The sequence below is a fragment of the Spirillospora sp. NPDC048823 genome, assembly GCF_043198445.1.
Lineage (GTDB): Bacteria > Actinomycetota > Actinomycetes > Streptosporangiales > Streptosporangiaceae > Spirillospora.
Window position 1 is genome coordinate 13922 of record NZ_JBICUT010000012.1, and the last position, 23905, is coordinate 37826.

At 72.6% G+C, this 23905-nt stretch carries 25 protein-coding genes and 1 pseudogene; 11 read left to right on the plus strand and 15 right to left on the minus strand.

The features are described 5' to 3' along the window. Nucleotides 1-11: 11 nt before the first annotated feature. Complete coding sequence (locus ACGFK0_RS25350; protein ID WP_392908874.1) at nt 12-1031, minus strand: Ppx/GppA phosphatase family protein; 1020 nt, start codon at nt 1029-1031, stop codon at nt 12-14. A 150-nt stretch (nt 1032-1181) separates the two neighbouring features. Here ACGFK0_RS25350 and ACGFK0_RS25355 point away from each other — a divergent pair, with 150 nt between their 5' ends. Beyond that, complete coding sequence (locus ACGFK0_RS25355) at nt 1182-2369, plus strand: zinc-dependent alcohol dehydrogenase (protein WP_392908876.1); 1188 nt, start codon at nt 1182-1184, stop codon at nt 2367-2369. A gap of 99 nt (nt 2370-2468) precedes the next feature. Then, a complete protein-coding gene (locus ACGFK0_RS25360; RefSeq protein ID WP_392908878.1) occupies nt 2469-2855 on the plus strand; it encodes a nuclear transport factor 2 family protein in 387 nt (128 codons plus the stop codon). Between the two features lie 19 nt (nt 2856-2874). Here ACGFK0_RS25360 and ACGFK0_RS25365 read toward each other — a convergent pair whose 3' ends face one another. The 5 genes from ACGFK0_RS25365 to ACGFK0_RS25385 all read right to left on the minus strand — a co-directional run bounded on the left by ACGFK0_RS25365 (nt 2875) and on the right by ACGFK0_RS25385 (nt 6305). After that, complete coding sequence (locus ACGFK0_RS25365) at nt 2875-3072, minus strand: hypothetical protein (protein ID WP_392908880.1); 198 nt, start codon at nt 3070-3072, stop codon at nt 2875-2877. A gap of 32 nt (nt 3073-3104) precedes the next feature. Further along, a complete protein-coding gene (locus ACGFK0_RS25370) occupies nt 3105-4388 on the minus strand; it encodes a PucR family transcriptional regulator (protein ID WP_392908882.1) in 1284 nt (427 codons plus the stop codon). A 12-nt stretch (nt 4389-4400) separates the two neighbouring features. Continuing rightward, entirely contained in the window at nt 4401-5495 is a 1095-nt protein-coding gene (locus ACGFK0_RS25375) for a polyprenyl synthetase family protein (RefSeq protein ID WP_392908884.1), read from the minus strand. Nucleotides 5496-5596: 101 nt separating this feature from the next. Further along, nucleotides 5597-6007, minus strand: coding sequence for a hypothetical protein (locus ACGFK0_RS25380; RefSeq protein WP_392908886.1), 411 nt, complete (start codon nt 6005-6007; stop codon nt 5597-5599). Nucleotides 6008-6014: 7 nt separating this feature from the next. Continuing rightward, a complete protein-coding gene (locus ACGFK0_RS25385) occupies nt 6015-6305 on the minus strand; it encodes a hypothetical protein (protein WP_392909279.1) in 291 nt (96 codons plus the stop codon). A 56-nt stretch (nt 6306-6361) separates the two neighbouring features. Here ACGFK0_RS25385 and ACGFK0_RS25390 point away from each other — a divergent pair, with 56 nt between their 5' ends. Continuing rightward, nucleotides 6362-6613 (plus strand): hypothetical protein, encoded by a 252-nt coding sequence (locus tag ACGFK0_RS25390; RefSeq protein WP_392909281.1) that lies wholly within the window; start codon nt 6362-6364, stop codon nt 6611-6613. Here the strand turns inward: ACGFK0_RS25390 and ACGFK0_RS25395 are convergent. Beyond that, nucleotides 6601-6687, minus strand: a pseudogene (locus ACGFK0_RS25395) (hypothetical protein); the annotation flags it as partial. The gene ACGFK0_RS25390 and the pseudogene ACGFK0_RS25395 overlap by 13 nt on opposite strands. Nucleotides 6688-7350: 663 nt before the next feature. Between ACGFK0_RS25395 and ACGFK0_RS25400 the strand changes: the two are divergent. From ACGFK0_RS25400 to ACGFK0_RS25415, 4 genes are all read left to right on the plus strand, one after another. Continuing rightward, nucleotides 7351-8637: a PucR family transcriptional regulator gene (locus ACGFK0_RS25400; protein WP_392908888.1), complete on the plus strand. Its 1287-nt coding sequence runs from the start codon at nt 7351-7353 to the stop codon at nt 8635-8637. A 130-nt stretch (nt 8638-8767) separates the two neighbouring features. Beyond that, nucleotides 8768-9124 carry a histone-like nucleoid-structuring protein Lsr2 gene (locus ACGFK0_RS25405; RefSeq protein WP_392908890.1) on the plus strand — a complete coding sequence of 119 codons (357 nt, stop codon included), beginning with the start codon at nt 8768-8770 and terminating at the stop codon, nt 9122-9124. A gap of 15 nt (nt 9125-9139) precedes the next feature. Further along, on the plus strand, nt 9140-9469 hold the full coding sequence (locus ACGFK0_RS25410) for an Lsr2 family protein (RefSeq protein WP_392908892.1): 330 nt from the start codon (nt 9140-9142) through the stop codon (nt 9467-9469). A gap of 269 nt (nt 9470-9738) precedes the next feature. Beyond that, nucleotides 9739-11616: a potassium transporter TrkA gene (locus ACGFK0_RS25415; RefSeq protein ID WP_392908894.1), complete on the plus strand. Its 1878-nt coding sequence runs from the start codon at nt 9739-9741 to the stop codon at nt 11614-11616. 21 nt (nt 11617-11637) lie between these two features. On the opposite strand, the gene ACGFK0_RS25420 is transcribed toward ACGFK0_RS25415, so the two are convergent. Then, the gene (locus ACGFK0_RS25420) at nt 11638-12597 is read right to left on the minus strand and encodes an MBL fold metallo-hydrolase (RefSeq protein WP_392908896.1); all 960 of its coding nucleotides are present in this window, start codon (nt 12595-12597) and stop codon (nt 11638-11640) included. Nucleotides 12598-12762: 165 nt separating this feature from the next. Between ACGFK0_RS25420 and ACGFK0_RS25425 the strand changes: the two genes are divergently transcribed. Genes ACGFK0_RS25425 through ACGFK0_RS25440 form a run of 4 tightly spaced genes read left to right on the plus strand, consistent with a single transcriptional unit; the run spans nt 12763 to nt 15955 of the window. Then, nucleotides 12763-14088 carry a hemolysin family protein gene (locus tag ACGFK0_RS25425; protein ID WP_392908898.1) on the plus strand — a complete coding sequence of 442 codons (1326 nt, stop codon included), beginning with the start codon at nt 12763-12765 and terminating at the stop codon, nt 14086-14088. Continuing rightward, nucleotides 14085-15101, plus strand: coding sequence for a hemolysin family protein (locus ACGFK0_RS25430; protein ID WP_392908900.1), 1017 nt, complete (start codon nt 14085-14087; stop codon nt 15099-15101). Before ACGFK0_RS25425 ends, ACGFK0_RS25430 begins: the two co-directional genes overlap by 4 nt. Nucleotides 15102-15159: 58 nt before the next feature. Next, a complete protein-coding gene (locus ACGFK0_RS25435) occupies nt 15160-15393 on the plus strand; it encodes a helix-turn-helix domain-containing protein (protein WP_392908902.1) in 234 nt (77 codons plus the stop codon). Nucleotides 15394-15397: 4 nt separating this feature from the next. Then, nucleotides 15398-15955: a Clp protease N-terminal domain-containing protein gene (locus ACGFK0_RS25440; protein WP_392908904.1), complete on the plus strand. Its 558-nt coding sequence runs from the start codon at nt 15398-15400 to the stop codon at nt 15953-15955. Nucleotides 15956-15995: 40 nt separating this feature from the next. Here the strand turns inward: ACGFK0_RS25440 and ACGFK0_RS25445 are convergent, their stop codons facing one another. From ACGFK0_RS25445 to ACGFK0_RS25475, 7 genes are all read right to left on the minus strand, one after another. Then, complete coding sequence (locus ACGFK0_RS25445; protein WP_392908906.1) at nt 15996-16928, minus strand: hypothetical protein; 933 nt, start codon at nt 16926-16928, stop codon at nt 15996-15998. Nucleotides 16929-17008: 80 nt separating this feature from the next. Beyond that, nucleotides 17009-17515 (minus strand): hypothetical protein, encoded by a 507-nt coding sequence (locus ACGFK0_RS25450; protein ID WP_392908908.1) that lies wholly within the window; start codon nt 17513-17515, stop codon nt 17009-17011. 71 nt (nt 17516-17586) lie between these two features. Continuing rightward, the gene (locus ACGFK0_RS25455) at nt 17587-18387 is read right to left on the minus strand and encodes a carbon-nitrogen hydrolase family protein (protein ID WP_392908910.1); all 801 of its coding nucleotides are present in this window, start codon (nt 18385-18387) and stop codon (nt 17587-17589) included. 34 nt (nt 18388-18421) lie between these two features. Further along, a complete protein-coding gene (locus ACGFK0_RS25460) occupies nt 18422-20929 on the minus strand; it encodes a DEAD/DEAH box helicase (protein WP_392908912.1) in 2508 nt (835 codons plus the stop codon). 68 nt (nt 20930-20997) lie between these two features. After that, nucleotides 20998-21588 carry an HD domain-containing protein gene (locus tag ACGFK0_RS25465; protein WP_392908914.1) on the minus strand — a complete coding sequence of 197 codons (591 nt, stop codon included), beginning with the start codon at nt 21586-21588 and terminating at the stop codon, nt 20998-21000. Between the two features lie 180 nt (nt 21589-21768). Further along, a complete protein-coding gene (locus ACGFK0_RS25470; protein ID WP_392908916.1) occupies nt 21769-23100 on the minus strand; it encodes a DUF222 domain-containing protein in 1332 nt (443 codons plus the stop codon). A 104-nt stretch (nt 23101-23204) separates the two neighbouring features. Next, a complete protein-coding gene (locus ACGFK0_RS25475) occupies nt 23205-23897 on the minus strand; it encodes a pentapeptide repeat-containing protein (protein WP_392908918.1) in 693 nt (230 codons plus the stop codon). Nucleotides 23898-23905: the final 8 nt, after the last annotated feature.

A 23905-nucleotide genomic window follows, 5' to 3' on the forward strand; every position in this document is an offset into this window, starting at 1 on the left:
CCGGCCCGCGGTCAGGGGACGGCGCGCAGGTGCATGTCCCGCATGGTCACGGGACCGTGCTCGGGGAACGCGCCGGGGCGGCGGCCCTCGACGAGGGCGTCCAGCCGGTGCAGGAAGAGGCCCTCGCGGAGCGCCCACGGGCAGACGGCGAGCCGGTCGAGGGAGAGGACGTCCATCACGGCCTCGGCCACGATGGCGCCGGCGAGGATCTGGCGGGCCCGCGACGCCTTCACCCCGCGCAGCGCGGCCCGCTCCGCGTCGGTTCGCGCCGCCAGCCTCGGGATCCAGCGGTGCAGCTCGCGCCGGTCGAGGTACCGCTCCCGGTAGGGCCCGGCCTTCGCCTTCGCGGCGCCGCACAGCCGTGCGAGCTGGGTGAACGTCTTGGACGTCGCCACGGCGGTGACCGGCGGCGGCAGCTGCGCCATCCCCCGCGTCGCCTCTTCCAGGACGGATCTGGCATGGGCGCGCAGCGCCTTGCGGGTGCGTTTCGGCACGGGCCGGCGCGGCGGAAGGTGGTGGCGGGTGAGGCGGCCGGCACCGAGCGGCAGCGACAGTGCGATCTCCGGTTCCAGGCCCGCGCCGCAGGCCAGTTCCATGGAGCCGCCGCCGATGTCGGCCAGCAGCATCGGGCCCGCGGACCATCCGCACCACCGCCGGGCGGCGAGGAACGTCAGCCGCGCCTCCTGCTCGCCGGTGAGGAATCCGAGGCCGACGCCCGTGGCGGCGCGGACCTCGGCGGCGACGTCGTCGCGGTTGGCGGCGTCCCGCAGCGCGGACGTCGCGAAAGGGATCAGCTCGTCGACGTCGAGCGCGGCCGCGGCGGCGACCGACTCCCGCACCGCGTGGATCAGCCGCTCGACGGCGGGCCGGTGGATGACGCCGTGCTTGTCGGTCGCCTCGGCGAGGCGGACCGCGGTCTTCACCGACCGGACGGGCAGGGGCGGATGCCCGGAATCGAGGTCGGCGACCCGCAGGTGAGCCGAGTTGGAGCCGATGTCGAGTACACCGAGACGCAGGGGGGCGACTTCCATGGGCGTGCTCTACCCCGCTGAGGCCGCCTCAGTCGGCGCGGCGGCACGGCCGGCCGCCCCGCGACGTTTCGCCCCGGTCGACCGGGTAGGGCGGCAGCGACGGTCCCTGCCGCTCGCCGCCGGGCGGCCCCTGTGCTTGGAGGAACGACGATGAAGGCTGTCACCTGGCATGGCAAGCGCGACGTGCGGGTCGAGGACGTGCCCGATCCGGAGATCAAGGAGCCGGACGACGCGATCATCAGGGTGACCTCGTCCGGGATCTGCGGGTCGGACCTGCACCTGTACGAGGTGCTCGGCCCGTTCCTCAGTGAGGGCGACGTTCTCGGCCACGAGCCGATGGGCATCGTCGAGGAGACCGGTCCGGACGTCGCGCACATCCGGCCCGGCGACCGCGTCGTCATCCCGTTCAACATCTCCTGCGGCCGCTGCCACATGTGCGACATGCAGCTGTACGCCCAGTGCGAGACCACGCAGGTCCGCGAGCAGGGAATGGGCGCGGCGCTGTTCGGCTACACCAAGCTGTACGGGCAGGTGCCGGGCGGGCAGGCCGAGTACCTGCGGGTGCCGCAGGCGCATTTCGGGCCGATCAAGGTGCCGGAGGGCCCGCCGGACGAGCGGTTCGTGTACCTGTCGGACGTGCTGCCCACCGCGCGGCAGGCCGTGGACTGGGCCGCCATCCCGGAGGGCGGGACGGTCACCGTGCTCGGCCTCGGCCCGATCGGGCAGATGGCCGCCCGGATCGCCCGTCATCTGGGGCACCGGGTGATCGCCGTGGACTTCGTGCCCGAGCGGCTGGAGATGGCGCGGCGGCACGGCATCGAGGTGATCGACTCCGACGACGCCGACGACGTCCCCGACGCGGTCCGCCAGATCACCGGGGGCCGCGGCACCGACTCGGTGATCGACGCGGTCGGGATGGAGGCGCACGGCTCGCCGGGCGCCAAGTTCGCGCAGACCCTCACCGGGCTGATGCCCGGCAACACCGCGGCGCCACTGATGTCGCGCGTCGGGGTGGACCGGCTCGCCGCGCTCGGCACCGCGATCGAGGTCGTCCGGCGGAGCGGGACGATCGCCCTCATCGGCGTGTACGGGGGCATGACGGACCCGCTGCCGATGTTGCGGATGTTCGACAAGGGCGTGACGCTGCGGATGGGCCAGGCGCACGTCCGCCGCTGGGTCGACGAGCTGATGCCGCTGGTCACCGACGACTCCGACCCGCTCGGCGTGATGGACCTCGCGACGCACCGCTGGCCGCTGGCCGAGGCGCCGCGGGCGTACGAGATGTTCCAGAAGAAGCAGGACGGCGCGATCAAGGTGCTGCTCCGGCCGGCGGGCTGACGCGCCGCCCCGGTGATCGCGGACGGGACCCTCCCCCCTAGGATTTCCGGCACCCCGGGACGTCGCGGGGCCGATGATCCGACCCTGGAGGTGGGCCCGATGCACCCGTTCCGCGCGGCCATTGAGAAGGGCGACGTCGACGCCCTCCCGGCGCTGCTGGCCGAGGACGTCACGTTCCTCAGCCCGGTGGCGTTCGCGCCGTACGAGGGGCGCGCGATGGTGTCGGCGATCCTGCGCGCGGTGACCCGGGTGTTCGCGGACTTCCGGTACGTCAACGAGATCGGCGACGGCCGCGACCACGCGCTGATCTTCAAGGCGCGGGTCGGTGACCGGGAGGTGCACGGCTGCGACTTCCTGCACCACGACGACGACGGCCTCATCGACGAGTTCTGCGTCATGGTCCGGCCGCTGTCGGGGGCCAAGGCGCTCTCCGACGCGATGGCGGTGGAGTTCGAGGCCGTCAAGCGGGACATGGGCCTGGCCTGAGGGCGGTCCGCCCCTTCCGTCATCGGGCCAGCCCGAGGACGATGTAGCCCGCGAAGGACAGCGGCAGATACAGGGCCGGTGCGGTGCGCGGCCATCGCCGGTCCCGCCCGCGCCCGAATCTCCAGGCGGCCGCGGGCACGGCGAGCGGGGCCAGCGCGGCGAGGGTCCACCCGGCCGGCGCCCGCGACCAGGCCAGGAGCAGGCCCGCCGACAGCACCGGGACGGCAGGGGGAAGTCCATGGTGCCGCCTCAGGCGCTCAGCGGCGGGGGCAGGGACGTGTCCCCGGCGCGGCCTCCCCCATCACCGGCGCCGTCACCACCCGCGCCATCAACACCGGCGCCGTCACCACCGGCGCCGCCGTCGCCGCCGCTGCCGCCGTCCAGGCTCGTCAGGCGCGCCGAGGTGAGCGCCGCCCGGAACAGCTGGATGCCGCGCGCCGAACTCGGGTCGATGCCGGACAGGTCCCTGATGCGGTCCAGGCGGTAGTGGAGGGTGCGGCGGTGGATCCACAGCTCCCGCGCGGCCCGTTCCCGGTCGAGGTTGCAGGCGAGCAGGACCTCCAGGGTGCGGCGGAGGTCGGTGCCGGCGTCGAGCGGGGACAGCGCGGCGGCGAGCCGGCCGCGGATGCCGGGCTGCCCGAGGATGGCGAGCTCGACCAGCAGCTCGTCCGCCCGGTAGGGGCGGTCCTCGGCGTCGGGGATGGCCTTGACGAGCGTCAGCACCTGCGACGCCTCCTCCAGCGCCGCGGGGATGTCCTCAAGGCCGCCGAGGAGGGACGCGGCTGCGTGCACCGGTCCGCGCGTCCAGCCCGTGAGGACGGCCGTGAACTCGGCGGCACGGTCCTCGGCGCGCAGCGGGTCGGCGGCCGGCAACAACACCACGAGCCTGGACAGGTCACCGGAGTACAGGACGCCGTCCCATGCCTCCAGGCGTTCGCTCGTCCGCTCCCAGTGCGCGGCCGACGCGAGCGCCGGGGCCTCGCACAGCAGGACGAGGTAGGCGGGCGCCAGACGGACCCCGGCCGCGTCGGCGATGACGTCCGCGGGCGCGCCGTCGATCAGGGTCTCGGCCAGGAGGCGCCGCAGCGGCCGCGACCTGCTCCCCTCGCTGGGCGCCTCGGCGTAGCCGCGGATGCATCCCTCCCGCGCCCGCCCGGCGAGCCGCGCCGCACACGCCGTCAGCTCCGCCATCTCGGCGAAGCACCCGGCGGGCACGACCGTCCAGCAGCTCCGCGCCGCCGCGGCGAGCGCCAGGTCCCACGCCTCCGACAGCACCGGCAGCGGGATCGCCTGCCGCGCCGCCATGGCACCGAGGTCGCGGAAGCGCGCCAGATCGTCCTCGGGGAGCGGGTCGCCCGCCAGGACGAGGTCCAGCAGGCGGGCGCACGTCTCGCGGCGGCGGCCGAACATCGGGCCCGCCGCCCGCCTGATCGGCTGGTAGGCGGGATGGCCGTTCAGGGCCTCGCCGATCGCCGCGTCGAGCAGCGGGCAGTGCGCCGTGAGGATCTCCGGTAGTCCGCCGGAAGCGGTCATCGACGGTCCTTCCTACGCGACGGCCAGACGGAACCCGGGCATGTGGCCGACGGTCTCGTCGACCAGCCGGTGCAGTTCCCGGACACAGCCCGGCTCCCCGCCCAGCCGGTCGAGGTGGCCGTGGGCCCGCTCGATCAGGGGCGCGACGGAGCCCGCGTAGGAGTCGATGACCTCGTCGTCCAGCATCCAGGCGGTCAGCTCCGCGCGCGCGGAGCCGGAGTGGCGGGCCGCGGCGTGCAGGGCGAGCGCCGCCCGGCGCCGCCCGGCCGGCAGCGAGGCCAGCAGGTGGACGAGCAGGTACGTCGCCGTCCCGTTGGCGAGGTCCTCGTGCCGTCCGGAGGCGAGGTCGCGCTGGTCGTTCACGAGCTGGCGCAGCACGCCGAGCGCCCGGCCGAACGAGCGCCAGCCGGTGACGCGGCGGCCGTCCGCCCCGGCCAGGCACGCCGCCGACGCCGCGGCCATCGCGTACGGGGAGCCGGTCTTGCCCTCGTAACCGCGCAGGACCGACTCCGGGGTCGCCGCCGACACCGGTTCGGTGAGGTCGCGGAGCTGGCCGTCCACGGCGTCCAGCCAGCACCGCGACAGCTCGTCGCCGAGCGCGGCGCGGACTCCGCCGGTGACGGGCAGGTCCGCGACGAGCCGGCCGGGCAGGTGGCTTCCCACGGCCAGCGCGGTGAGCACCTTCTTGCCGACGGCGACGTTACCCGGGGACGGCGCGCCGGGCGTGTCGGTGAGGTCGTCGAGATAGCGGGCCGCCGCCCACCAGAGCAGGTGCACCACGGCGGCGAGGCGGGCCGGCCTCTGCTCCTCCAGCACCCACCCGCCGCCGATCAGCGGACGGGCATCGCCCTGATGACCGGTCTCGGCGGTGTGCACCAGCAGCGGCAGCGTGATCATGCCGTCCGTCCCGGCGCGCGATCCCTTGGCCCGGACGAGGTCGAAGAACTCCGTGAGGAACTCCGACATGGCGCCGCCGACCATCTCCCGGCCCTCGTCCAGGCCCATCGCGAGGCCCTCGGCGAGCACCTCGCACAGCCGCGCCATCTCCGCCTCGACCTCGGCGATCGCCCGTTCCTGGGCGGCCTTGCCGAACACTCCTTCGTCCACGTGCCAACTCCTCTGCTACTGCGGGGTGTGCCGGGCCGTGCCGGGGCCCGGTGGTTCGGGGGTACCGGTGATTCAGGGGTGCCGGTCCTCGCGCGCGCCGGTCACCGCACCGGACGCTCGTCCAGGATCCGGACCGTGCCGGCGCGCCCGTCCGGCTCGATCCAGGCGCCGTCCGGGATACGGCCGGCGGCGCCGCCGACCGCGACGGCGGCGGGCACGCCCAGCAGCCGTCCCATGGAAGGGGCGCGAGCGATGCCGACGCGATGAGGAGGAGGCGGGCCAGGGCGTACGGGAGCAGGGTCCGCGCGTCGGCGGGTGCCGCGGCGGCGCTGCGGAAGGTCACCGGGGCCTCCAGGAGGAGCCGGCCCAGGTGGGCCGCCAGCAGGCCCACCGCGGCGAGAGGAGGCCGCCGTGTCCTCTCCCCCGGCGTGGCGGACGATCCCCGCGGTCAGCGCGCCCGCGCCCGCCGCGAACAGCAGGCGCGGCGCGAGCACCAGGAGCTTGTCGGTCATCGTCTCGTCACCGCGTCCTGGTCCGCGCGTACTGCTCCGGGTCCGCCGCGTACGCCTCGTAGGTCAGCGACCCCAGGTCGGCGCCGGTCACGGCGTCCGCCAGCGTCGCCCTGCAGTGGGAGCGGCGCCCCGGGACGTGCGCGATCGGCCAGCGCAGCAGGAGCGGGACGCCGCGGTCGATACGGCAGGGGATCTCCAGCCGCAGCGCCACCCACAGCAGCGTCGTGTCCATGGGCCTGCCGTGCTCCTCGTGCTCCAGCATCGCGGCGAACTGCCGTCCGGCCTCGACGATCTCCACGGGGCCGCGAACCGCGCATGCCCGCCGGGGCGCCGGGGGCGTCGTCGGCGAACGCGATGGAACCCGCGCACACCTCCTCGCCCGCCTGGCGCGCGGCGGCCGTCCACGCCCGGTTCGGGCCGGGGATGGCGCGGCAGGACAGCGTCGTGGCGCCGCGCAGCTCGCAGAAGCGGGTGAAGTCGAGTCCGGCGACCACCCGGCCGGGCGGCCGCCCGCGCGAACGGAGCGCGTCGGCGCGGACGGCCAGGTCGAGCAGGCCGCTGAACAGCAGCATCCCGGGAACGTGGTCGAGCGGATGGTCGAAGTAGAAGGGATCGGACTCGTCGACGACCAGCTCGCGGAATCGATCGATGACGGACGCGGCCATGCGCCCTCCCTCCATTTACTGACCCCTGGCTCCCCGCCGGCATGTGCCGAAAACGGCACCGGAAGCCCTTCTCGGTAAAGGCCGGAAAACCGGCGAGACGGCCGTCATCTTGCTACAGAAATGAGCACAGCTGAACTGCACTCCTGGGCAGTCCGGGCGGCGGGAGTCTTCCCAGACCGGCAACCCGGCGTCTCCCGGACACGCTCCGTGCAAGGGGGTCCCGCGCGAAAAGCGCATGTCAGCGTCCGCTTGCGGGAGGGGCCGGCCCGGCGGCACGGCGGCCCGGCGGCCGAAGCGCGCACGTCATCAGGCCGCAATGCGGGTCGTTACGCGAGCGTTTGTCCGCACCCGACGCGGCATTTTAGCCCGCCGGTCGCACAAGATATATTTTCAAACTATTGTTCCGTCACCCAGAAAACGGCGGATGCTGTGACCTTGCCCACAATTAATTGGCAGAATGCGGTCATGCGGCGGGGCGCGGCGCGGTGGCTCGCCGCACCGGGGGCCGTCCCCGGTCCGCCCCTTACTCACGATCACGCCGTCCGGGACGCGGGCTTGTCAGACGGCTGACAAATACGGGCCCGCGGGATGAACGCCGGTGAGTGTCGCGACTCACTCTGCGTGCCTAGGTTGAGACGACCGAGCGTTAGGCCGGTTGCCAGGCCGAGGAGGTGCCCCGTGACGACGGCATACGAGGACGCGCACGCCGGATCGTCCGAACTGGACGGCCTGACGGAGGAGCCGTGGCGCGAAGTGCCCGCGGAGGAGGCCCGGTGGATGCGGCCCCATCTCCCCGACCTTCTCGGCCCCATGGTGCACGGCGTGCTGAGGCACGTCCCCGAGTACGACCGGCCGGGCGACACGGCCTACTCGCGGGTGGCCGAGGCTGCGGTCGCGCACGCCATGGAGCACTTCGTGCACATGATCGCCGACCCGGACGCCTCCTGGAAGGAGGTGTACCAGGTCTTCTTCGACGTGGGTTACGGCGAGGCCGTCGAGGGCCGCAGCCTGGAGCATCTGCAGAACGCGATGCGGGTCGGGTCGCGGCTCGCCTGGCGGCACCTGGCGGTGGAGGCCGAGCGGCTCGGCCGCCCCCGCGCGCTGATCAGCCTGCTCGCCGAGGCCAACTTCGCGTATCTGGACGCGCTGGCGTCCGCCGCGGCGCACGGCTACGCGCGGGCCAGGGAGAAGGCGGCCGGGGAGCGCGAGCAGCGCCGCGGCCGGCTGCTGACCCTGCTGCTGTCGGACCCGCCCGCGCCGCCCGAGGTCGCCCGCGAGCAGTCGGCCCGCGCGGGCTGGCCGCTGCCGAAACGGCTCGCGGTGATCGTGCTGCGGCCGCGTCCGGGCAGCGGCGGCGAGGGCCCGGCGGGGCTGCCGCCGTCGCTGCTGACGGGACTCGACCACGGCCGCCCCTGCCTGATCATGCCCGACCCCGACGGGCCGGGCAGGATCGACGAGCTGGCCGCGACGCTCGCGGGCTGGACCGGCGCGATCGGCCCGTCGGTCCCGGTGGACCAGGCCGGGACATCGCTGCTGTGGGCACGGCGCGCGCTGGAACTCGCGTCCGCCGCCGCCCCGGGCCGGGCCGGCGTGCGGCCGGGCACCCGGGGCGCCGGCCGGGGCGCGCGGCGCGGCGGGGTGCTCGTCCGGGCGGAGGAGCACCTGCCGGAACTCCTGCTGCGGGAGGGCGGGACGCTCGCCGCGATCGTGGCCTCGCGGCGGCTGGCGCCGCTGGACGAGGCCGGGCCCCGGCAGGGCCTGCGGCTCGCCGTGACCCTGCTGGAGTGCATGAAGCACGGATTCAACGCCACGGGCGCCGCCGACGTCCTGTGCGTGCACCCGCAGACCGTCCGCTACCGGCTGGCGCAGCTGCACGGCATGTTCGGGTTCGACATCGAGGACCCGGCGATCCGGCTGGAGATGATGCTGCTCCTGCACACCTGGATCGAGCGGCACGGCGCCTGATCCGCCCGCCATTCCCCTCGCCACTTCACGGCCACTTCCCCGCCGGGCGCGTCTTGACGTCATGCGGGGTCCCGGAATCCGCTACGGTCGGGATCGCCGCGCAGGCCAGGGGAAGGAAGACTGAAGACACATGGCCGAGAAGGTCATTAGGGTGGACGACATGGACGGCTCCGAAGGGGCCGATGTCGCAAAGCGGGACTTCGAAGTCCTGGACCGTACGTTCACGATCGACTTGAGCGATGACAACTTCAAGCGGCTGAACGAGACGCTGGACGCGCTCGCGCCCTTCATCGAGAACGCCGCCGAGGTGAAGCCCGCCGGGAAGGGACGCAAGTCCCGCACCGCGAAGATCAAGGGCTACACGAACGGCGATGTCCGCGAGTGGGCATTGCGAAGTGACATCGAAGTCTCTGAACGTGGCAAGATATCGGATGAGGTCTATGCTGCATTCATCGACGCACATCCGGACGCCAAGCCGGACGCATAGCTAGGGAGTCCCCGCATGGCACAGAAGGTCGAAGTCCTTCTCGTGGACGACATCGACGGCGGAGAGGCTGACGAGACCGTCAGCTTTTCCCTCGATGGGACCACTTACGAGATCGACCTGAGCAAGAAGAACGCCGCCAAGCTGCGCAACGGCCTGGAGCCGTTCGTGGCCGGTGCGCGCAAGGCGCGCAAGCCGACCGGCCGCGGTGGCCGCGCCGCCCGGACCGCGGGCAGCCGTGAGCGCTCCGCGGAGATTCGCGAGTGGGCGAAGAGCCGCGGCATCAAGGTCAATGAGCGGGGCCGTATCCCCGCCAATGTGATCGAGCAGTACGAGGCCGCGCACTAGCGGTCCTCCGCGTGGCCGGCGGCGTTCCGGCACGGCGCCAGGGGCCGGGGTGATGGAATTCTCATCACCCCGGCCTCTTGCGTGCGCAACGGGCAAATCGCCTTTCCGGCACGGCATTCGCCGGGGGCGCTTCACCCGGAAGCGGCCTGGCCCCCGAACGATCCCGATCCGGGGAGAATGCCGGAAATAGTGCAAGGCAACACAATAGGCTGATCCCCGGGGAACGGCCGAGGGGGCAGATCCCGGGTAACGGCCGAGGGGGCAGACCGTTGAGACGCGCGACGCGATGGGACCGGGTCCGGTACTGGTTCGACAGGACCATGTCGAAGGGGACGCCCGCGCTCATCGGCTGGCTCGGTCTCGCCTCGGCCGGGCTGGTGCTCGTGGTGGCGACCACGGCGGTCGTCCTCACGCCGCGCGACAGCGACCACAACGGGAACTGGCCCGGCATGGTCTGGCGCAGCCTGCTGCGGACGCTGGACCCCGGCACGATGGGCGACGACACCGGCACCGGCCCGTTCCTGGCCCTGATGCTGGTCGCCACGATCGGCGGCATCTTCATCGTCAGCTCGCTGATCGGCGTGATCACCACCGGCCTCGAAGGCAAGATCGCCGAGCTGCGCAAGGGCCGGTCGCGGATCGTCGAGCACGGGCACACCGTGCTGCTCGGCTGGTCCGAGCAGGTCTTCACCGTGGTCGCCGAACTGGTGGAGGCCAACCAGAGCAAGCGCAGGTCGTGCGTGGCGATCCTCGCCGACCGCGACAAGGTGGAGATGGAGGACGCGATCCGGGACCGGGTGGGCGACCTCGGCCGCACCCGCATCGTGTGCCGCACCGGCGACCCGCTGAAGCTCGCCGACGTGGAGCTGGTCAGTCCCGGCACCGCCCGCTCCATCATGATCGTCACCCCAGAGGCCGACGACGCCGACACCCGGGTCATCAAGGTGCTGCTGTCGCTCGGCTCCCGGCCGTGGGGGCGGAGCCGCCCGCACGTGGTCGCCGCCGTCCACGACTCGGCGAACCTGCCCGCCGCCCGGCTCGCGGGCGGCGGCTCCGCACACGTGATCGACGCCGACGACGTCGCGATCCGGCTGATCGTCCAGTCGCACCGGCAGTCGGGCCTGTCGCAGGTCTGCACCGACCTGCTCGACTTCGCCGGCCACGAGTTCTACATGCGCCGCGAGCCGGACCTGGACGGGCGGACGTTCGGCGCGTCGCTGTCGGCCTACGACCTGGGCATCCCGTCGGGGCTGCGGCGCGCGGACGGGACCGTCCTGCTCAACCCGCCGATGGACACCGTCATCCGCGCCGACGACGAGATCATCGTGCTGGCCGAGGACGACCTGCTGATCCGGCTCGCGTCCGCGCCCCCGCCGCCGGTCCGGGAAGCGGCGATCACCACGGCGACCCCGCGCGAGCCGATCCCCGAGCGCACGCTGATGCTCGGCTGGAACCACCGCGCACCGAAGATCATCGAGCTGCTGGACGAGTTCCTCGCCCCGGGTTCGGCCCTGATGGTGGCCGCGCCGCGCGAGGACCCGACCGGGCGGCTGCGCCCGTGCACCGGCCTCAAGATCGGCTTCGTCCGGGCCGAGCCGACCGAGCGGCCGTCCCTGGAGTCCCTCGACGTCGGCTCCTACCAGCACGTCATCGTGCTGTCGGCGGAGGGGTTCGACCGCGAGCACGCCGACGCCCGCACGCTGGTCACGTTGCTGCACCTGCGCGACATGGAGGACGCCCTCGGTGACCCGTTCGCCATCGTCAGCGAGATCAACGACGACGCCAACCGGGAGATCGCGCAGGTCACCAAGGCCGACGACTTCGTGGTCAGCGAGAAGCTGATCAGCCTGATGCTGACGCAGCTCAGCGAGAACCGGCACCTGTACGACGTGTTCGTCGACCTGCTCGACCCGGCCGGCTCGGAGATCTACCTCAAGCCCGCCTGCGACTATCTGGCGCCGGGCGAGGAGGCCGACTTCGCGACGCTCATCGAGGCGGCGCGGCGGCGCGGCGAGATCGCGCTCGGCTACCGGCTGACCGCGCGGTTCCACGAGCCGCCCGCCTACGGGGTGGTGCTCAACCCGGACAAGACGGCGCCGCTCACGCTGTCGGCCGACGACCGCGTCATCGTGCTGGCCGAGAACTGATCCGCCGCCGCACGGGGACGCTCAGTCCTGCAGCCGTGCCCAGACCTCGCGGTCGCGGTCGGCCGTCCAGATCCTGGGGCGTTCGACGCCGTCCAGTTCGTCCCACAGGCGGGACACGTCGAACGGCAGGCAGTGCTCGAAGATCGGCCAGCGGCCGTAGGCGGGCGCCAGCGCGGCGTGGACGGCGGCGAAGGCCTCCTTGAGCGTGCCGCCGCCGTCGCGGACCCGGCCGGTCTCGCGCAGCATCGTGTCGAGGAAGTCGCGGGTCTGCCCGACGGCGGCGTGCGCGGCGTCCCGGCCGTGCGCGACGGCGCCGCGTCCGCCGACGAGCGTCTCGGCGCCGAACGAGTTCACGTGGTCGAGCGTGCCCGAAGCCCATTCGCGGTGGAACGCGTCACCGGTGTAGAGGGCGGCCTGCGTCTCCACGAGGTCGCCGGCGAACAGGATCCGGTGCCGGGGCAGCCACGCCACGATGTCGCCCTCGGTGTGGCCGCGCCCGCAGTACGCCAGGTCGAGGTCGCCGCGGTCGCCGCCGAGGTCGATGGTGAGCGTGCTGGAGAACGTCACGGACGGCCAGGTGAGCCCGGGGATGCCGTCCGGCTCCCTGAAGAGCCGGGGCATCCGCCCGTACTCCGACTCCCAGTCCTGCCTGCCGCGTTCGGCGATCAGCGAGCGGGTCAGGTCGTGCGCGATGACCACCGGGGCGCCGAACGCGCTTGCGCCCAGCGTCCGGACGGCGTGGTAGTGCGACAGGACGAGGTAGCGAATCGGCTTGTCGGTGTGCGCGCGCAGGACGGTGAGCCAGTCGCGGGCCGCCGCGGGTGTGGCGAGGGCCTCGAAGCAGACGAGGAAGTCCTCGCCCTCGATGGCGCCGACGTTGGGGTCCCCCTCGGCCGTGAGCGCGTACACCCCGTCGGCCAGGACCTCCAGCGTCTGCGTCTTGTCGCCCAGATCCGCGGACGACGCGAACGGTCTGGGCATCGGCGCCCCCTCGCATCCGTGTCCGCGGCATCCGCGCGGGCAGTTTCCACTCGTCCAGGGTTCATTCCACACAGTGCGGTCGATAACCGCCCCGGAATCGCGGGGAAGACCGCGCGGGCGGGGTAAGGAGATCTTGGACGTGTCGGGCGGCGGAGGGAGGGCGGGGTGGACGCCGCGCTCGGGCTGCTGGCCGTCCTGCTGCTGACCGTCGCCACCGGGTACTTCGTGGCGCAGGAGTTCGCGTTCGTCACCGCGGACCGCCCGGTCCTCGACCAGCGCGCCGCGGAGGGCGACCGGTCGGCCGCGCGGGCGCTGCGGGTGATGGGGCGGCTGTCGTTCATGCTGTCGGGCGCCCAGCTGGGCATCACGGTCACCGCACTGGTGGTGGGGTTCATCGCCAAGCCGGCGCTCGCCGACCTGATCGCCCCGGCGCTGGGCGCGGGCGGGGTACCGGACGCGGCGACCGGCACCGTCGCGGTGGCGCTCGGGTTCGCGCTGGCCACCGTGATCCAGATGGTGCTGGGCGAGCTGTTCCCCAAGAACCTGGCGCTCGCGAGGGCGGAGCGGCTGGCCCGCGCGCTGGCCGCGTCCACCGCCGTCTACCTGATGGTGGCCGGGCCGCTGATCCGGCTGTTCGACGCGTCCGCGAACCGGCTCGTCCGCGCGGTGGGCATCGAGCCCGTGGAGGAGCTGCACCACGGCGCGACGCTGGAGGAGCTCGGGCGCATGATCGGCGAGTCCGGCGAGAAGCTCCAGGAGGGGCACGCCGACCTGCTGGAGCGTGCGCTGGCGTTCTCCGACCTGGACGCGGAGGAGGTCATGGTCCCGCGCGTCGACGTGGTGACCGTGTCCGCGTCGGCGTCCGCCGCCGAGCTGGACGACGTCATCTCCGCGAGCGGGCACTCCCGCTACCCGGTCGTCGGTGAGAGCGTCGACGACGTCGTCGGGGTGGTCGGGCTGGAGGAGCTGATCCTGCTCGGCCCGGAGGACACCGGCCGGACCGCGGTCCGCGACATCGTCAGGGCGCCGCTGCTGCTGCCGTCGTCGCTGCCGCTGCCGGAGGTGGTGCTGCGGCTGCAGAGCGCCGCCGCGTCGCTGGCCTGCGTGGTCGACGAGTACGGCGGCTTCGCCGGAATCCTCACCTGGGAGGACGTCGCGGAGGAGCTGGTCGGGGAGATCGCCGACGAGAACGAGCCCGACGACGACCTCGTGATCCGGACCGGCGAATGGTGGACGACCGACGCCGGGCTGCGGATGGACGAGGTCGCCCACGAGACCGGCATCGAGCTGCCCGAGGGCGACTACGAGACCGTCGCGGGCCTGCTGCTGAAGCGGCTCGGCCGGGTGGCCGAGCCCGGGGACGTGGTCACCGTGGACCTTCCGCCGACGCGGCTGGACGAGCCGCCCCGCACCGCGGTGGTCGAGGTCCTGACCGTCCACCGGCACGTGCCGGAGCTGATCCGTGTCCGCACCGTCGAGGAGGGCCGGTGAGCCTCGCCCTCGGCGCGCTCGTCACCCTGGCGCTGCTTGCCGGCAACGGCTTCTTCGTCGCCACCGAGTTCGCGCTGGTGGCGGCCAGGCGGCCCCGCCTGGAACGGGCGGCCGCGCGCGGCGGCCGGGGCGCGTCCGCCGCGATCGCCGGGATCGACGAACTGTCGCTGACCCTCGCCGGGGCGCAGCTCGGCATCACGATGTGCTCGCTCGGTCTCGGCCTGGTCTCCGAGCCGGTGTTCGCCGCGACCCTCACACCGCTGGTCCACGCCGCGGGACTGCCGGACGGGGCGGCGCACGCGGTCGCGTTCGTCATCGCCCTGGCGGTGGTGACGTTCCTGCACATGGTGGTCGGCGAGATGGCGCCGAAGTCGTGGGCGATCACCGACCCGGAACGCTCGGCGGTCCTGCTGGGCCTGCCGTTCCGCGCGTTCACCGCGGCCGCCCGCCCCGTCCTGGCCGCCCTGAACGGCGCGACGAACCTGATGCTGCGCATGATCGGCATCGAGCCGGCCGATTCGCGGGAGGTGTCGCGGACGCCGGAGCAGCTGCGCAGCATCGCGCAGGACTCGCGGCGGCTCGGACTGATCGAGGAGACCGAGCTGGCGCTCCTCACCAACGCGCTGGACGCGCCTCGCGCTCCGCTGACCGGTCTGGTCGTGCCGATCTCGGACATCGTGTCCGTCCCCGCCGCGGCGACACCGCAGGAGGTCATCGACACCGCCGTCCGGACCGGAAGCCTCCGGATCATGCTGCGGGGCTCGGGGCGGCAGGCCGCCCGCATGGTGCACGTCCGCGACGCCTACCTGGCCCGTGCGCGCGGCCGCGGCACCCCCGCCCGCGAGCTCGCGCACCCGGTGCCGGCGGTGCCGGTCGACACGCCGGTCGGCGAGGCCGTCGCCATGCTGAAGGCGCACCACAGCCACCTCGGCCTGGCCGTGGCCCCGGACGGCCGCATCGCCGGCCTGATCACCCTCGACGACCTCCTCACCACCTTGTTGACCGTCCGCTGACACACACTCGGCGTCAACGTTGGTTGACATGCACCCGATGTCAACCTACATTGACAGTATGAGCGATGGAGTGAAGCTCGCCCAGGAGGCGAGCAGCCGGGACCCCGCGGTCGGGCTGCGGGCCGTGCGCGCGCTGCGCGAACTGGCCGAACGGCTGGAGGCCCTCCAGGTCGCCGGCGCCCGCGACCAGGGCTGGTCCTGGCAGGAGATCGCGGTCTGCCTCGGTGTGAGCAGGCAGGCCGTCCACAAGAAGCACGGCGGCGGCCGCCGCCTTCTCAAGAAGGAGCAGTGACACGATGTTCGAGCGTTTCACCGAGGACGCGCGGGCGGCCGTCATCGGCGCCCAGGCCGAGGCGCGGAACCTGGGCGACCACCACATCGGCACGGAGCACGTCCTGCTCTCGGTGCTGCGCGGCGACGACGCCGTGGCCCGCGCGCTCCGCGAGCACGGGCTGTCCGCGGACGACCTGCGGACCCGGATCACCCGCGTCAACGCCACCGGAGGAGACGTGCTCGACGCCGATGCCCTGAAGAGCATCGGCGTCGACCTCGACGCCATCCGGGAGGCGACCGAGGAGACCTTCGGCGAGGGCGCCCTCGACGTCCCCGCCGGGAAGCTCTCACGCCTGCGCGGCGGGCACATCCCCTTCACACCGAAGGCGAAGAAGGCCCTGGAGCTGAGCCTGCGGCACGCGATCCGGCTCAAGCAGAAGCAGATCCGCGGCGGGCACATCCTGCTCGGCCTCCTGCACGACGACGACTTCCTGTCGGTACGGCTCACGACCGAGGCCGGGGCGGACGTCCAGGAGCTGCGCTCCCACATCGAACGCCTGGTGACCTCCGCGGCGGCCTGACCCCGCCCGGCTCGCCCGGCCCGGCCGGTGCCGCGTCACGTCAGCGGCGCGCGGCCTCCCAGCCCCGGACCAGCTCCGCGGTGGCCTCCCCGGCGACGCTGACCTTCAGGCCCTCCTCGCCCTGCTCGACCTGAACCCCGACCAGCCGCAGGTCGGGCACGCGGCCCCCGTGGAGGGCCTCGCGCTCGGGCATCGCCTCGTAGTCCCCCGGCCGCCACCAGTACACGCGCGGGCTGATCGGCTTCTCCCCCGTGGCCGCGAACGTGCCCGCCGTGTCCTGGAGGGTCTTCATTGCCACGACGACATGGCGGTCCATGCCGATCTCGTGGACCATCACGTACTCCGGGAGCGGGAACGTCACGAGCGCCCCGAACGGGAGCGGGCCGGGAACGTACCGGCGCAGGACGTGCACGTGCGCGGCGACGTAGCGGTGCTGCCCGCCGATCGTGACGATCTTGAGCCCCTGCACGTCGTTCGCCTGGACGTAGTGCGGCTCCCGCTCGATCGAGTGCGTCAGCGCGGCGCCGAACGCCTCGGCCTCCCCGAGGCCGCCGAGTTCGGTCCTGTTGAGCGGCGACATCGAGTCGGGACGGTCGACGACGACGGTCTGGAGGAGCCCCTCGGCGAGGGGCCGCGTCAGGAGGGCCGCACGCATCCGCTCGTCCAGCGCGTTCTCGTGGTAGAGGCGGACGCGCAGGTCACCGGTGTCCGGGCCGCCGCCTCCGGGCGCGGGGGCCGGACGTCCTTCGAACGCCCCCACCGCCTGGTCGGCGTACTGGGCCGCGATGCCGGGCAGCGCGGAACGCGCGTTCCGCCCGGCGTGACTCCGCCACTCGGCGATGTCCGCCTGCACCCGGGTACCGTCCCTGAGCGTGACGGCGACGGTGCCGGGGGTGGGCAGCTCGGCCCGGTATCCGCGCTGCGCGAAAGCATCTATGAGGGCCATGCCGACGATGTCGGGATTCGAGTTCATGGTCATTTACGACGCCCGGCGAACCACCCGAGTTCCCGCGAGTTCCCGCCGTTCCCGATCAGCTCCCGATCAGCTTCCGATCAGCTTCCGAACGCGTCGGTGAGGGCCGCGGCGCAGGCCGACCTGCGGCGCGGGTCGTCCGGGAAGCGGCGGCGGCACTCCGCGGCGATCCAGGACGGAACCGCGGTCCCGTCCCGCGGAGTGGCCCGGGGGCGGGGATCCGGCCGGGAACGAGGCGGCAGCCGGCCGCGCGAGGGGACCGCATGCCCGCGGCGGGACGGCCGGCTCCGCGTCGCCGGGAGGGTCCCGGACGACACGTCACCCGGTTCCGGCGCCGCCCGTCCGGGCGAAGGTGCCCGGCCGGACGGCGGCGGCCGGGTGGCGGCCGGCGTGGCCGCGCCCTCCGTCAGCGTGCCGCCCGGGGTCGGGCGCGTCGTCCCGTGGCCGACGCCGAGGGCCAGCCCGGCACCCAGCACGAGCACGACGGCGACGAACGGACGCGGCGACCGGAACGGGCGCGGACGCCCGGGGGGACTGGGCTCGGCGCGGGTGAACCCGGCGGGCGGGAGGTCGGAGGAAAGACGCACCGTCCGATCGTCACGCTACGCGCCCGCTCCGACACGGAGACGCACGGAACGTTGCCACCTCGATACAACCGCTACGCCGGGGCGACCGTGAAGCGGCGGAGGCCGAGCGCCGGGTTCTTCGCGCGGACGGCGGCGATGCGCTCCGGCGACACCTCCCCCGCCACGACACCGGGGCTCTCCCCCAGCCCGGCGGCGACCACGCCCATCGGGTCCACGATCATGCTGTTGCCGGCGCCGGTCGGGGCGCACTGCCCGGCCGCGGCCACGTAGATCGTGTTCTCGATGGCGCGGGCGCGGGCCAGCGTCCGCCAGTGGTCCTCCTTCAAAGGCCCCGGCACCCACGCGGCGGGCAGCGCGAGCACGTCGGCGCCCGCGTCCACGATCCGCCGCGTCACCTCGGGGAACCGGACGTCGTAGCAGGTCTGCATGCCGAACGTGACGCCCTCGACGGTGAACGTCTCCGGGTTCGCGATGTCGCCGTGCCGGACCAGCGACGACTCCTTGTACCCGAACGCGTCGTACAGGTGGATCTTGCGGTACTCGGCGACGATGTCGCCACCAGGCCCCACGGCGACGAGCGTGTTGGATATGCGGCGCGTCGGCTCGTCCAAACGCTCGTTCATCCCCGCGACGACGTGCACGCCGTGCCGCCGGGCGAGTTCCCCTAGCCCGCCGGCGAACGGGCCGTCCAGCGGTTCGGCCGAGTCGACGAACCGCTCGTCCATCTTCGGCGCGGTGAACATGGCGAACTCGGGGAACACGACGACCTTCGCCCCGCGTCCGGCCGCCTCATCCGCGAGCTCGCCGATCGCCGCCAGGTTCTCGCCCTTGTCGACCCCCGGCGCGAACTGCGCCACCGCGACCTGCACCATGCCCTGCCTCCTCAGTTCTCCGACCGGTGCCGCGTCACATCCGGTCGACGCCCGTCACGCGGATGACGGCCTCGCCCTCCTGGTCCGAGCCCGCCAGGTCGACCTCGGCGCTGATGCCCCAGTCGTGATGCCCTTCGGGGTCGTCGAACACCTGCCGGACGCGCCACAGCGCGTCCTGCGGGACCTCCTCGATCTGCAGCAGCTTCGGCCCCCGCGCGTCCGGGCCGGTGAACAGCTCGTCGTGCTCGGCGAAATAGCCGTCCATGGCCTCGGCCCACGCGTCGGAGCCGAAGTCCGGATCCAGCTCGCCCAGGTCGCGGAACCGCTCCAGCGCGGCCAGCTCCACCCGGCGGAACAACGCGTTGCGCACCAGCACCCGGAACGCCCGCGTGTTCGCGGTCACCTTCGTGACCCGCTCCTCGATCGGCTCGTCCAGGTCCTCGTCGGCCGGGTTCGCGAGCTGCTCCCACTCGTCCAGCAGGCTGGAGTCGACCTGCCGCACCAGCTCCCCCAGCCACTCGATCAGGTCGATCAGGTCATCCGTCTTGATCGACTCCGGGACGGTCTGCTGCAGCGCCTTGTAGGCCCCCGACAGGTACCGCAGGACGAGACCCTCGCCCCTGGCCAGCTCGTAGAACCCGATGTACTCGGTGAACGTCATCGCCCGCTCGTACATGTCCCGGACGACCGACTTGGGGCGCAGCGGATGGTCGCCCACCCACGGGTGCCCGGCCCGGTAGATCTCGTACGCGGCGTCGAGCTCCTCCTCCAGCGGCTTCGGATGGTCGACGTCCTGGAGCAGCTCCATCCGCTCCTCGTACTCGATGCCCTCCGCCTTCATCTCCGCGACGGCCTCGCCCCGCGCCTTGTTGATCTGCGCCGCGATGATCTGCCGCGGGTCCTCCAGCGTCGCCTCGATGACCGACAGCACGTCCAGCGCGTAGGAGGGCGACGCCGGATCCAGGATCTCGAACGTGGCCAGCGCGAACGTCGACAGCGCCTGGTTGAGCGCGAAGTCCTCCTGGAGGTCGACGGTGACCCGCGCGTACCTGCCCAGATCATCGGGCTCGGGCAGCACCTCGACCACACCGCCCGCCAGCAGCGACCGGTAGATCGCGATGGCCCGCGAGATGTGCCTGCGCCGCGCCGCCGGCTCCTCGTGGTTGTCGGTCAGCAGCCGCTTCATCGCCTGGTACGCGTTGCCCGGACGCGCGATCACCGACAGCAGCATCGCGTGGCTGACCTGGAACCGCGACCGGAGCATCTCCGGCTCGGCCTCCTGCAGCTTCTTGAAGACGTCCTCGTCCCACCCGACGAACCCCTCGGGCGCCTTCTTGCGCTGCACCTTCCGCCGCTTCTTCGGGTCGTCCCCCGCCTTCGCCAGTGCCTTCTCGTTCTCCACCACATGCTCGGGCGCCTGCGCGACGACGAACCCGACCGTGTCGAACCCGGCCCGCCCGGCGCGCCCGGCGATCTGGTGGAACTCCCTCGCCCGCAGGCGCCGCACCCGGTGCCCGTCGTACTTGCTCAGCGCGGTGAACACCACGGTCCTGATCGGCACGTTGACGCCCACGCCCAGTGTGTCGGTCCCGCAGATGACCTTCAGCAGCCCGGCCTGCGCGAGCCGCTCCACCAGCCGCCGGTACTTCGGCAGCATCCCCGCGTGGTGCACCCCGATCCCGTGCCGCACGAACCGCGACAGGTTCCGCCCGAACTTCGTCGTGAACCGGAAGTTGCCGATCAGCTCCGCGATCCGGGCCTTCTCCGCCTTCGTGCACACGTTGATGCTCATCAGCGACTGCGCCCGCTCGATCGCCGCCGCCTGCGTGAAATGCACCAGATACACCGGTGCCTTCTGCTCGGCCAGCAGCTCCTCGATCGTCTCGTGCAGCGGCGTGACCCGGTAGTCGTAGATCAGCGGGACGGGCCGCTCCGCGGACGTCACCCAGGCCGTCTGCCGCCCCGTCCGCCGCGTGATGTCCTTCTGGAAGAACGCGACGTCCCCCAGCGTCGCCGACATCAGCAGGAACTGCGCCTGCGGCAGCTCCAGCAGCGGGATCTGCCACGCCCACCCCCGCTCGGGCTCGGCGTAGAAATGGAACTCGTCCATCACCACGACACCGATGTCGGCCTCGGCGCCGTCCCTGAGCGCGATGTTGGCCAGCACCTCCGCCGTACAGCACACGATCGGCGCGTCCGCGTTGACGCTGGCGTCGCCCGTCATCATCCCGACGTTGTCGCGCCCGAACATCTCGCAGAGGTCGAAGAACTTCTCCGACACCAGCGCCTTGATCGGCGCGGTGTAGAACCCCACCTGCCCCCGGCCCAGCGCCGCGAACAGCGCCCCCGCCGCCACCAGGCTCTTCCCCGACCCCGTCGGCGTCGACAGGATCACGTTCGCGCCCGACACCACCTCGATGAGCGCCTCCTCCTGCGCGGGATACAACGTGATCCCGCGCCCCGACACCCACCGCTCGAACGCCTCGAACAACGAATCGGCGTCGGCGTCGTTTCCAGAAGGAAGCTCATCAAGAAGACTCACCCCTCCATCCTGCCCCCGAACGACCACTGCCCGCGTCACGGCCGCCCATGGGAATCCGCCGCGACGCTCTACACGAGGGCGTGGCCGTATTCGTCCACGAGCGGCTTGAGGTCGGGATCGCCGAAGAACGCGCGCATCGCATCGAAGACCGCGACCTTCTCCTCCCCGTACCGGCGCACGTGAACGGAGTACGAGCCGGCGGACACGAACGTCGGCGGGCGCGTCTTGCTGTGGAACTTGTCGGCGTACATGACCAGCCGTTCCTCGCCGGTCTCGGCCACGTAGTCGCCGGGCGGCACCGGAAGCCCCTGCCGCGCGATGTCGTCGCGCGTCAGGCCCATGCCGGTGTGCCGGGAGCAGAACCGGCAGATCTCCTCGGGGAACCCCTCGTCGCGCAGCAGCTCGTGTCCCAGCACCCCGTGCCGCACGTACTGCCCCGGAACAAGGCCACCGTCGTGCAGCCGGTAGACCCCGACGTCGTGGAGCAGGCAACCGGCCCGCACGAGCCCGGCGTCGACGTCGAGCCCCGCGGCCTTGATGATCCGCTCGGCGATCCGCCACACGATCACGCAGTGCGTGTAGACGACCTCGAACGCCTCCCGGCTGGGCGCGTGCCTCTCGTGCAGCGCCCGAATCTCCGCTTCCCCTGGAATCCGCACGGACCGACCCTAATCCAGACCGGCGGTTAGGAATTGCCTCTGCGGCAACAACGTGCGGGACGCCTCACGGCGTCGCCTGAACCTCGCGAACCATCCGCTTGTGCTCCAATCGGACGGCAGACTCCCGGTCAGGAGAGCGGTTGCCGTCGGGTGGCCGGGGGTCAATGGTCCGCGATGGGTTCAGGGGCCTGCTGCCTGTCGTGGGCCGCGGGTCGGGTGGGGGCGCAGCCGGTGGGGCCGTGGCTGGACCCGGTGGTGTGCGGCCGGATTCCACTGGTCCGTGGCGCGCGGGGCCGGTGGCGCCGGGTGGGAGGGGGTGCCGGGTGGCCGGAGGCGGTAGGTGTATCGGCCGTCCGGTCCCCTGGTGATGTGGATCTGCGCGGGGTTGGCCGCCTTCCAGCGATTGTGGAACCCGCAGGCCAGGGCAAGCCGGTCGATGTCGGTGGGGCTGTGGCCCAGGGCCCAGCCCTCGACGTGGTCGGCCTCGCACAGCGTCCCGGGAACTTCGCAGCCGTCGACCGCGCAGGTCGCATAGAGGGTTTCCAGGACGCGGCGCTGGCCCGGGGAGGCGAACCGTTCCCGGTACCCCAGGTACAGCGGGATGTTGCCGCGTCCCAGGATGAGTGCGGACACTCCGGCGGCCAGGGCGATGCGGCGTGCCTGCTCGGCCGGGATCGGTGTCCCATCGGTCAGGCGCGCCGGGGCGGAGCCGCCCGTCAGGGTGTCCAGGTCGCAGATGACGGTGACCTTGGTGGCCTGGTGCCCGCCCGACAGGACGCTCATCAACGCCGCCGCCGTCCGCTCCGACAGATCCCGAGGATCATCCGTCCCGGCGGGCTTGGCCAGCGGCCCCAGCGTACCGTCCCAGACGGCGGCGTCCTCGGCGTTCAGCCATCCCTTCACGAACCTTCCGCCGTCCAGCGAACGCGTCGAATCGACCCATGAGCGTTCGTAGCCGCGGCGGGAGTCGGGGTCGGGGGTTGGGGTGCCGTCGCGTTCGGCGATGAGGTCAGTGATCCGGTCGCCGAACGCGGCGACTTTTCCGGCCGAGAGTCCCTGCCCGGTCAGGTCGAGGAGGATTTCCTCTGCCGCTGTGCAGTCGGGGTCGTCCAGGCGGGCGACCGCGGCGGCGATGGTGGCGGCGTAGCCGTAGGACAGTTCCCCGCGGGCGAGCCGCTCGGTGACGTCGGGGAGGCGGTGCCGCTGGCGGGCCAGGTGAATGCGTTCCTTGGCGCGCGCCTCGCGCATGCCCATGCGGCAGCGCAGCCAGCTGCGGGCGGAGGGGTAGCCCCAGCGGCGCATCTCCCCGGCGGCGTCCACCCGGCCGATCAGCCCGGCCAGGGCGCTCTCGTGCAGGTCGGTGGCGCGGGCGAGCATCTCGGCGTCCCGCATGCATGCGGCTGGGGAGTCGGGGGTCTGGCGCTGGGCGAGTTCGGCCGCGATCGCTGCCGCCGCGTCCACCAGCGCACTGGTGGACATCGACGCCACATCGATCACTTCACTCGAACACATGACTCTATGTTATCGAACAGTGCCTCACTGTATCGCTGGTTCGCGGTGAGAGTATTCAGACCTTCCGGATAGTCAGAGAGCATGTGGAACGCCCTTGCCCGCGGTCAGTCCTCGACGGTGATGCCGAACTCTCCGGCCAGGACGTCCAGGAGCGCCATCGCGTCGGCCGCCGCGACGGTCGCGCCGGCGAACGATTGGATCCCGGCCACGCCGGACAGGTCGCAGCCGGAGAACCGGACGCCGCCCTTCATGGTCGCGCCGGAGAATTGTGCGGCGCTCAACCGGCAACCCTCGAAGCGGACGTCGTGCAGCTCGGCGTTCTGGAAGCTGGCCTCGGTGAGGTTGCAGTCGGTGAACACCACCGACCGCAGGTGCGCGAACCGGAAGGTGGCCATGTCGGCGCGGCACCCCTCGAACCGGACGTCGCGCATACCGCCCTCGACGAACTGCAGCCCGGTCATGCGGCAATTGCGGGCCGCGGCGTTGAACATCCGCGAGTTGTTCATCCGCGCGTTGGCCAGGTCGCAGCCGGACAGGTCCACGTCGGCGAACCCGACGCGGACCAGCCGGGCGCCGGCCAGGCGGGTCCGGTCGAACCGGCACCGCTCGAACTCGACGTCCTCAACGTCGTCGGTGTCGCCGGTGGTGACCGGGTCGGGCCCGTAGGCCAGCGACAGGTATTTGCCGTCGTGGCGCAGGGCCCGGTCGTGTTCCTCGGCGGGCGTTAACGTCTTGGGCAGCACCGGCGGGCGCGGGTCCCGCCGCGGTGCCCGGCGGGTGCGTGGGGTTGCGGGCATGTGCAGAA

What these genes read in the sequence shown, in the direction of transcription:
- ACGFK0_RS25350 (WP_392908874.1), bottom strand. Translation starts at nt 1,031, where the DNA reads ATGGAAGTCGCCCCCCTGCGTCTCGGTGTACTCGACATCGGCTCCAAC.
- ACGFK0_RS25355 (WP_392908876.1), top strand. Translation starts at nt 1,182, where the DNA reads ATGAAGGCTGTCACCTGGCATGGCAAGCGCGACGTGCGGGTCGAGGAC.
- ACGFK0_RS25360 (WP_392908878.1), top strand. Translation starts at nt 2,469, where the DNA reads ATGCACCCGTTCCGCGCGGCCATTGAGAAGGGCGACGTCGACGCCCTC.
- ACGFK0_RS25370 (WP_392908882.1), bottom strand. Translation starts at nt 4,388, where the DNA reads ATGACCGCTTCCGGCGGACTACCGGAGATCCTCACGGCGCACTGCCCG.
- ACGFK0_RS25380 (WP_392908886.1), bottom strand. Translation starts at nt 6,007, where the DNA reads ATGACCGACAAGCTCCTGGTGCTCGCGCCGCGCCTGCTGTTCGCGGCG.
- ACGFK0_RS25390 (WP_392909281.1), top strand. Translation starts at nt 6,362, where the DNA reads ATGGAACCCGCGCACACCTCCTCGCCCGCCTGGCGCGCGGCGGCCGTC.
- ACGFK0_RS25405 (WP_392908890.1), top strand. Translation starts at nt 8,768, where the DNA reads ATGGCCGAGAAGGTCATTAGGGTGGACGACATGGACGGCTCCGAAGGG.
- ACGFK0_RS25410 (WP_392908892.1), top strand. Translation starts at nt 9,140, where the DNA reads ATGGCACAGAAGGTCGAAGTCCTTCTCGTGGACGACATCGACGGCGGA.
- ACGFK0_RS25420 (WP_392908896.1), bottom strand. Translation starts at nt 12,597, where the DNA reads ATGCCCAGACCGTTCGCGTCGTCCGCGGATCTGGGCGACAAGACGCAG.
- ACGFK0_RS25435 (WP_392908902.1), top strand. Translation starts at nt 15,160, where the DNA reads ATGAGCGATGGAGTGAAGCTCGCCCAGGAGGCGAGCAGCCGGGACCCC.
- ACGFK0_RS25440 (WP_392908904.1), top strand. Translation starts at nt 15,398, where the DNA reads ATGTTCGAGCGTTTCACCGAGGACGCGCGGGCGGCCGTCATCGGCGCC.
- ACGFK0_RS25445 (WP_392908906.1), bottom strand. Translation starts at nt 16,928, where the DNA reads ATGAACTCGAATCCCGACATCGTCGGCATGGCCCTCATAGATGCTTTC.
- ACGFK0_RS25455 (WP_392908910.1), bottom strand. Translation starts at nt 18,387, where the DNA reads ATGGTGCAGGTCGCGGTGGCGCAGTTCGCGCCGGGGGTCGACAAGGGC.
- ACGFK0_RS25470 (WP_392908916.1), bottom strand. Translation starts at nt 23,100, where the DNA reads ATGTGTTCGAGTGAAGTGATCGATGTGGCGTCGATGTCCACCAGTGCG.
- ACGFK0_RS25475 (WP_392908918.1), bottom strand. Translation starts at nt 23,897, where the DNA reads ATGCCCGCAACCCCACGCACCCGCCGGGCACCGCGGCGGGACCCGCGC.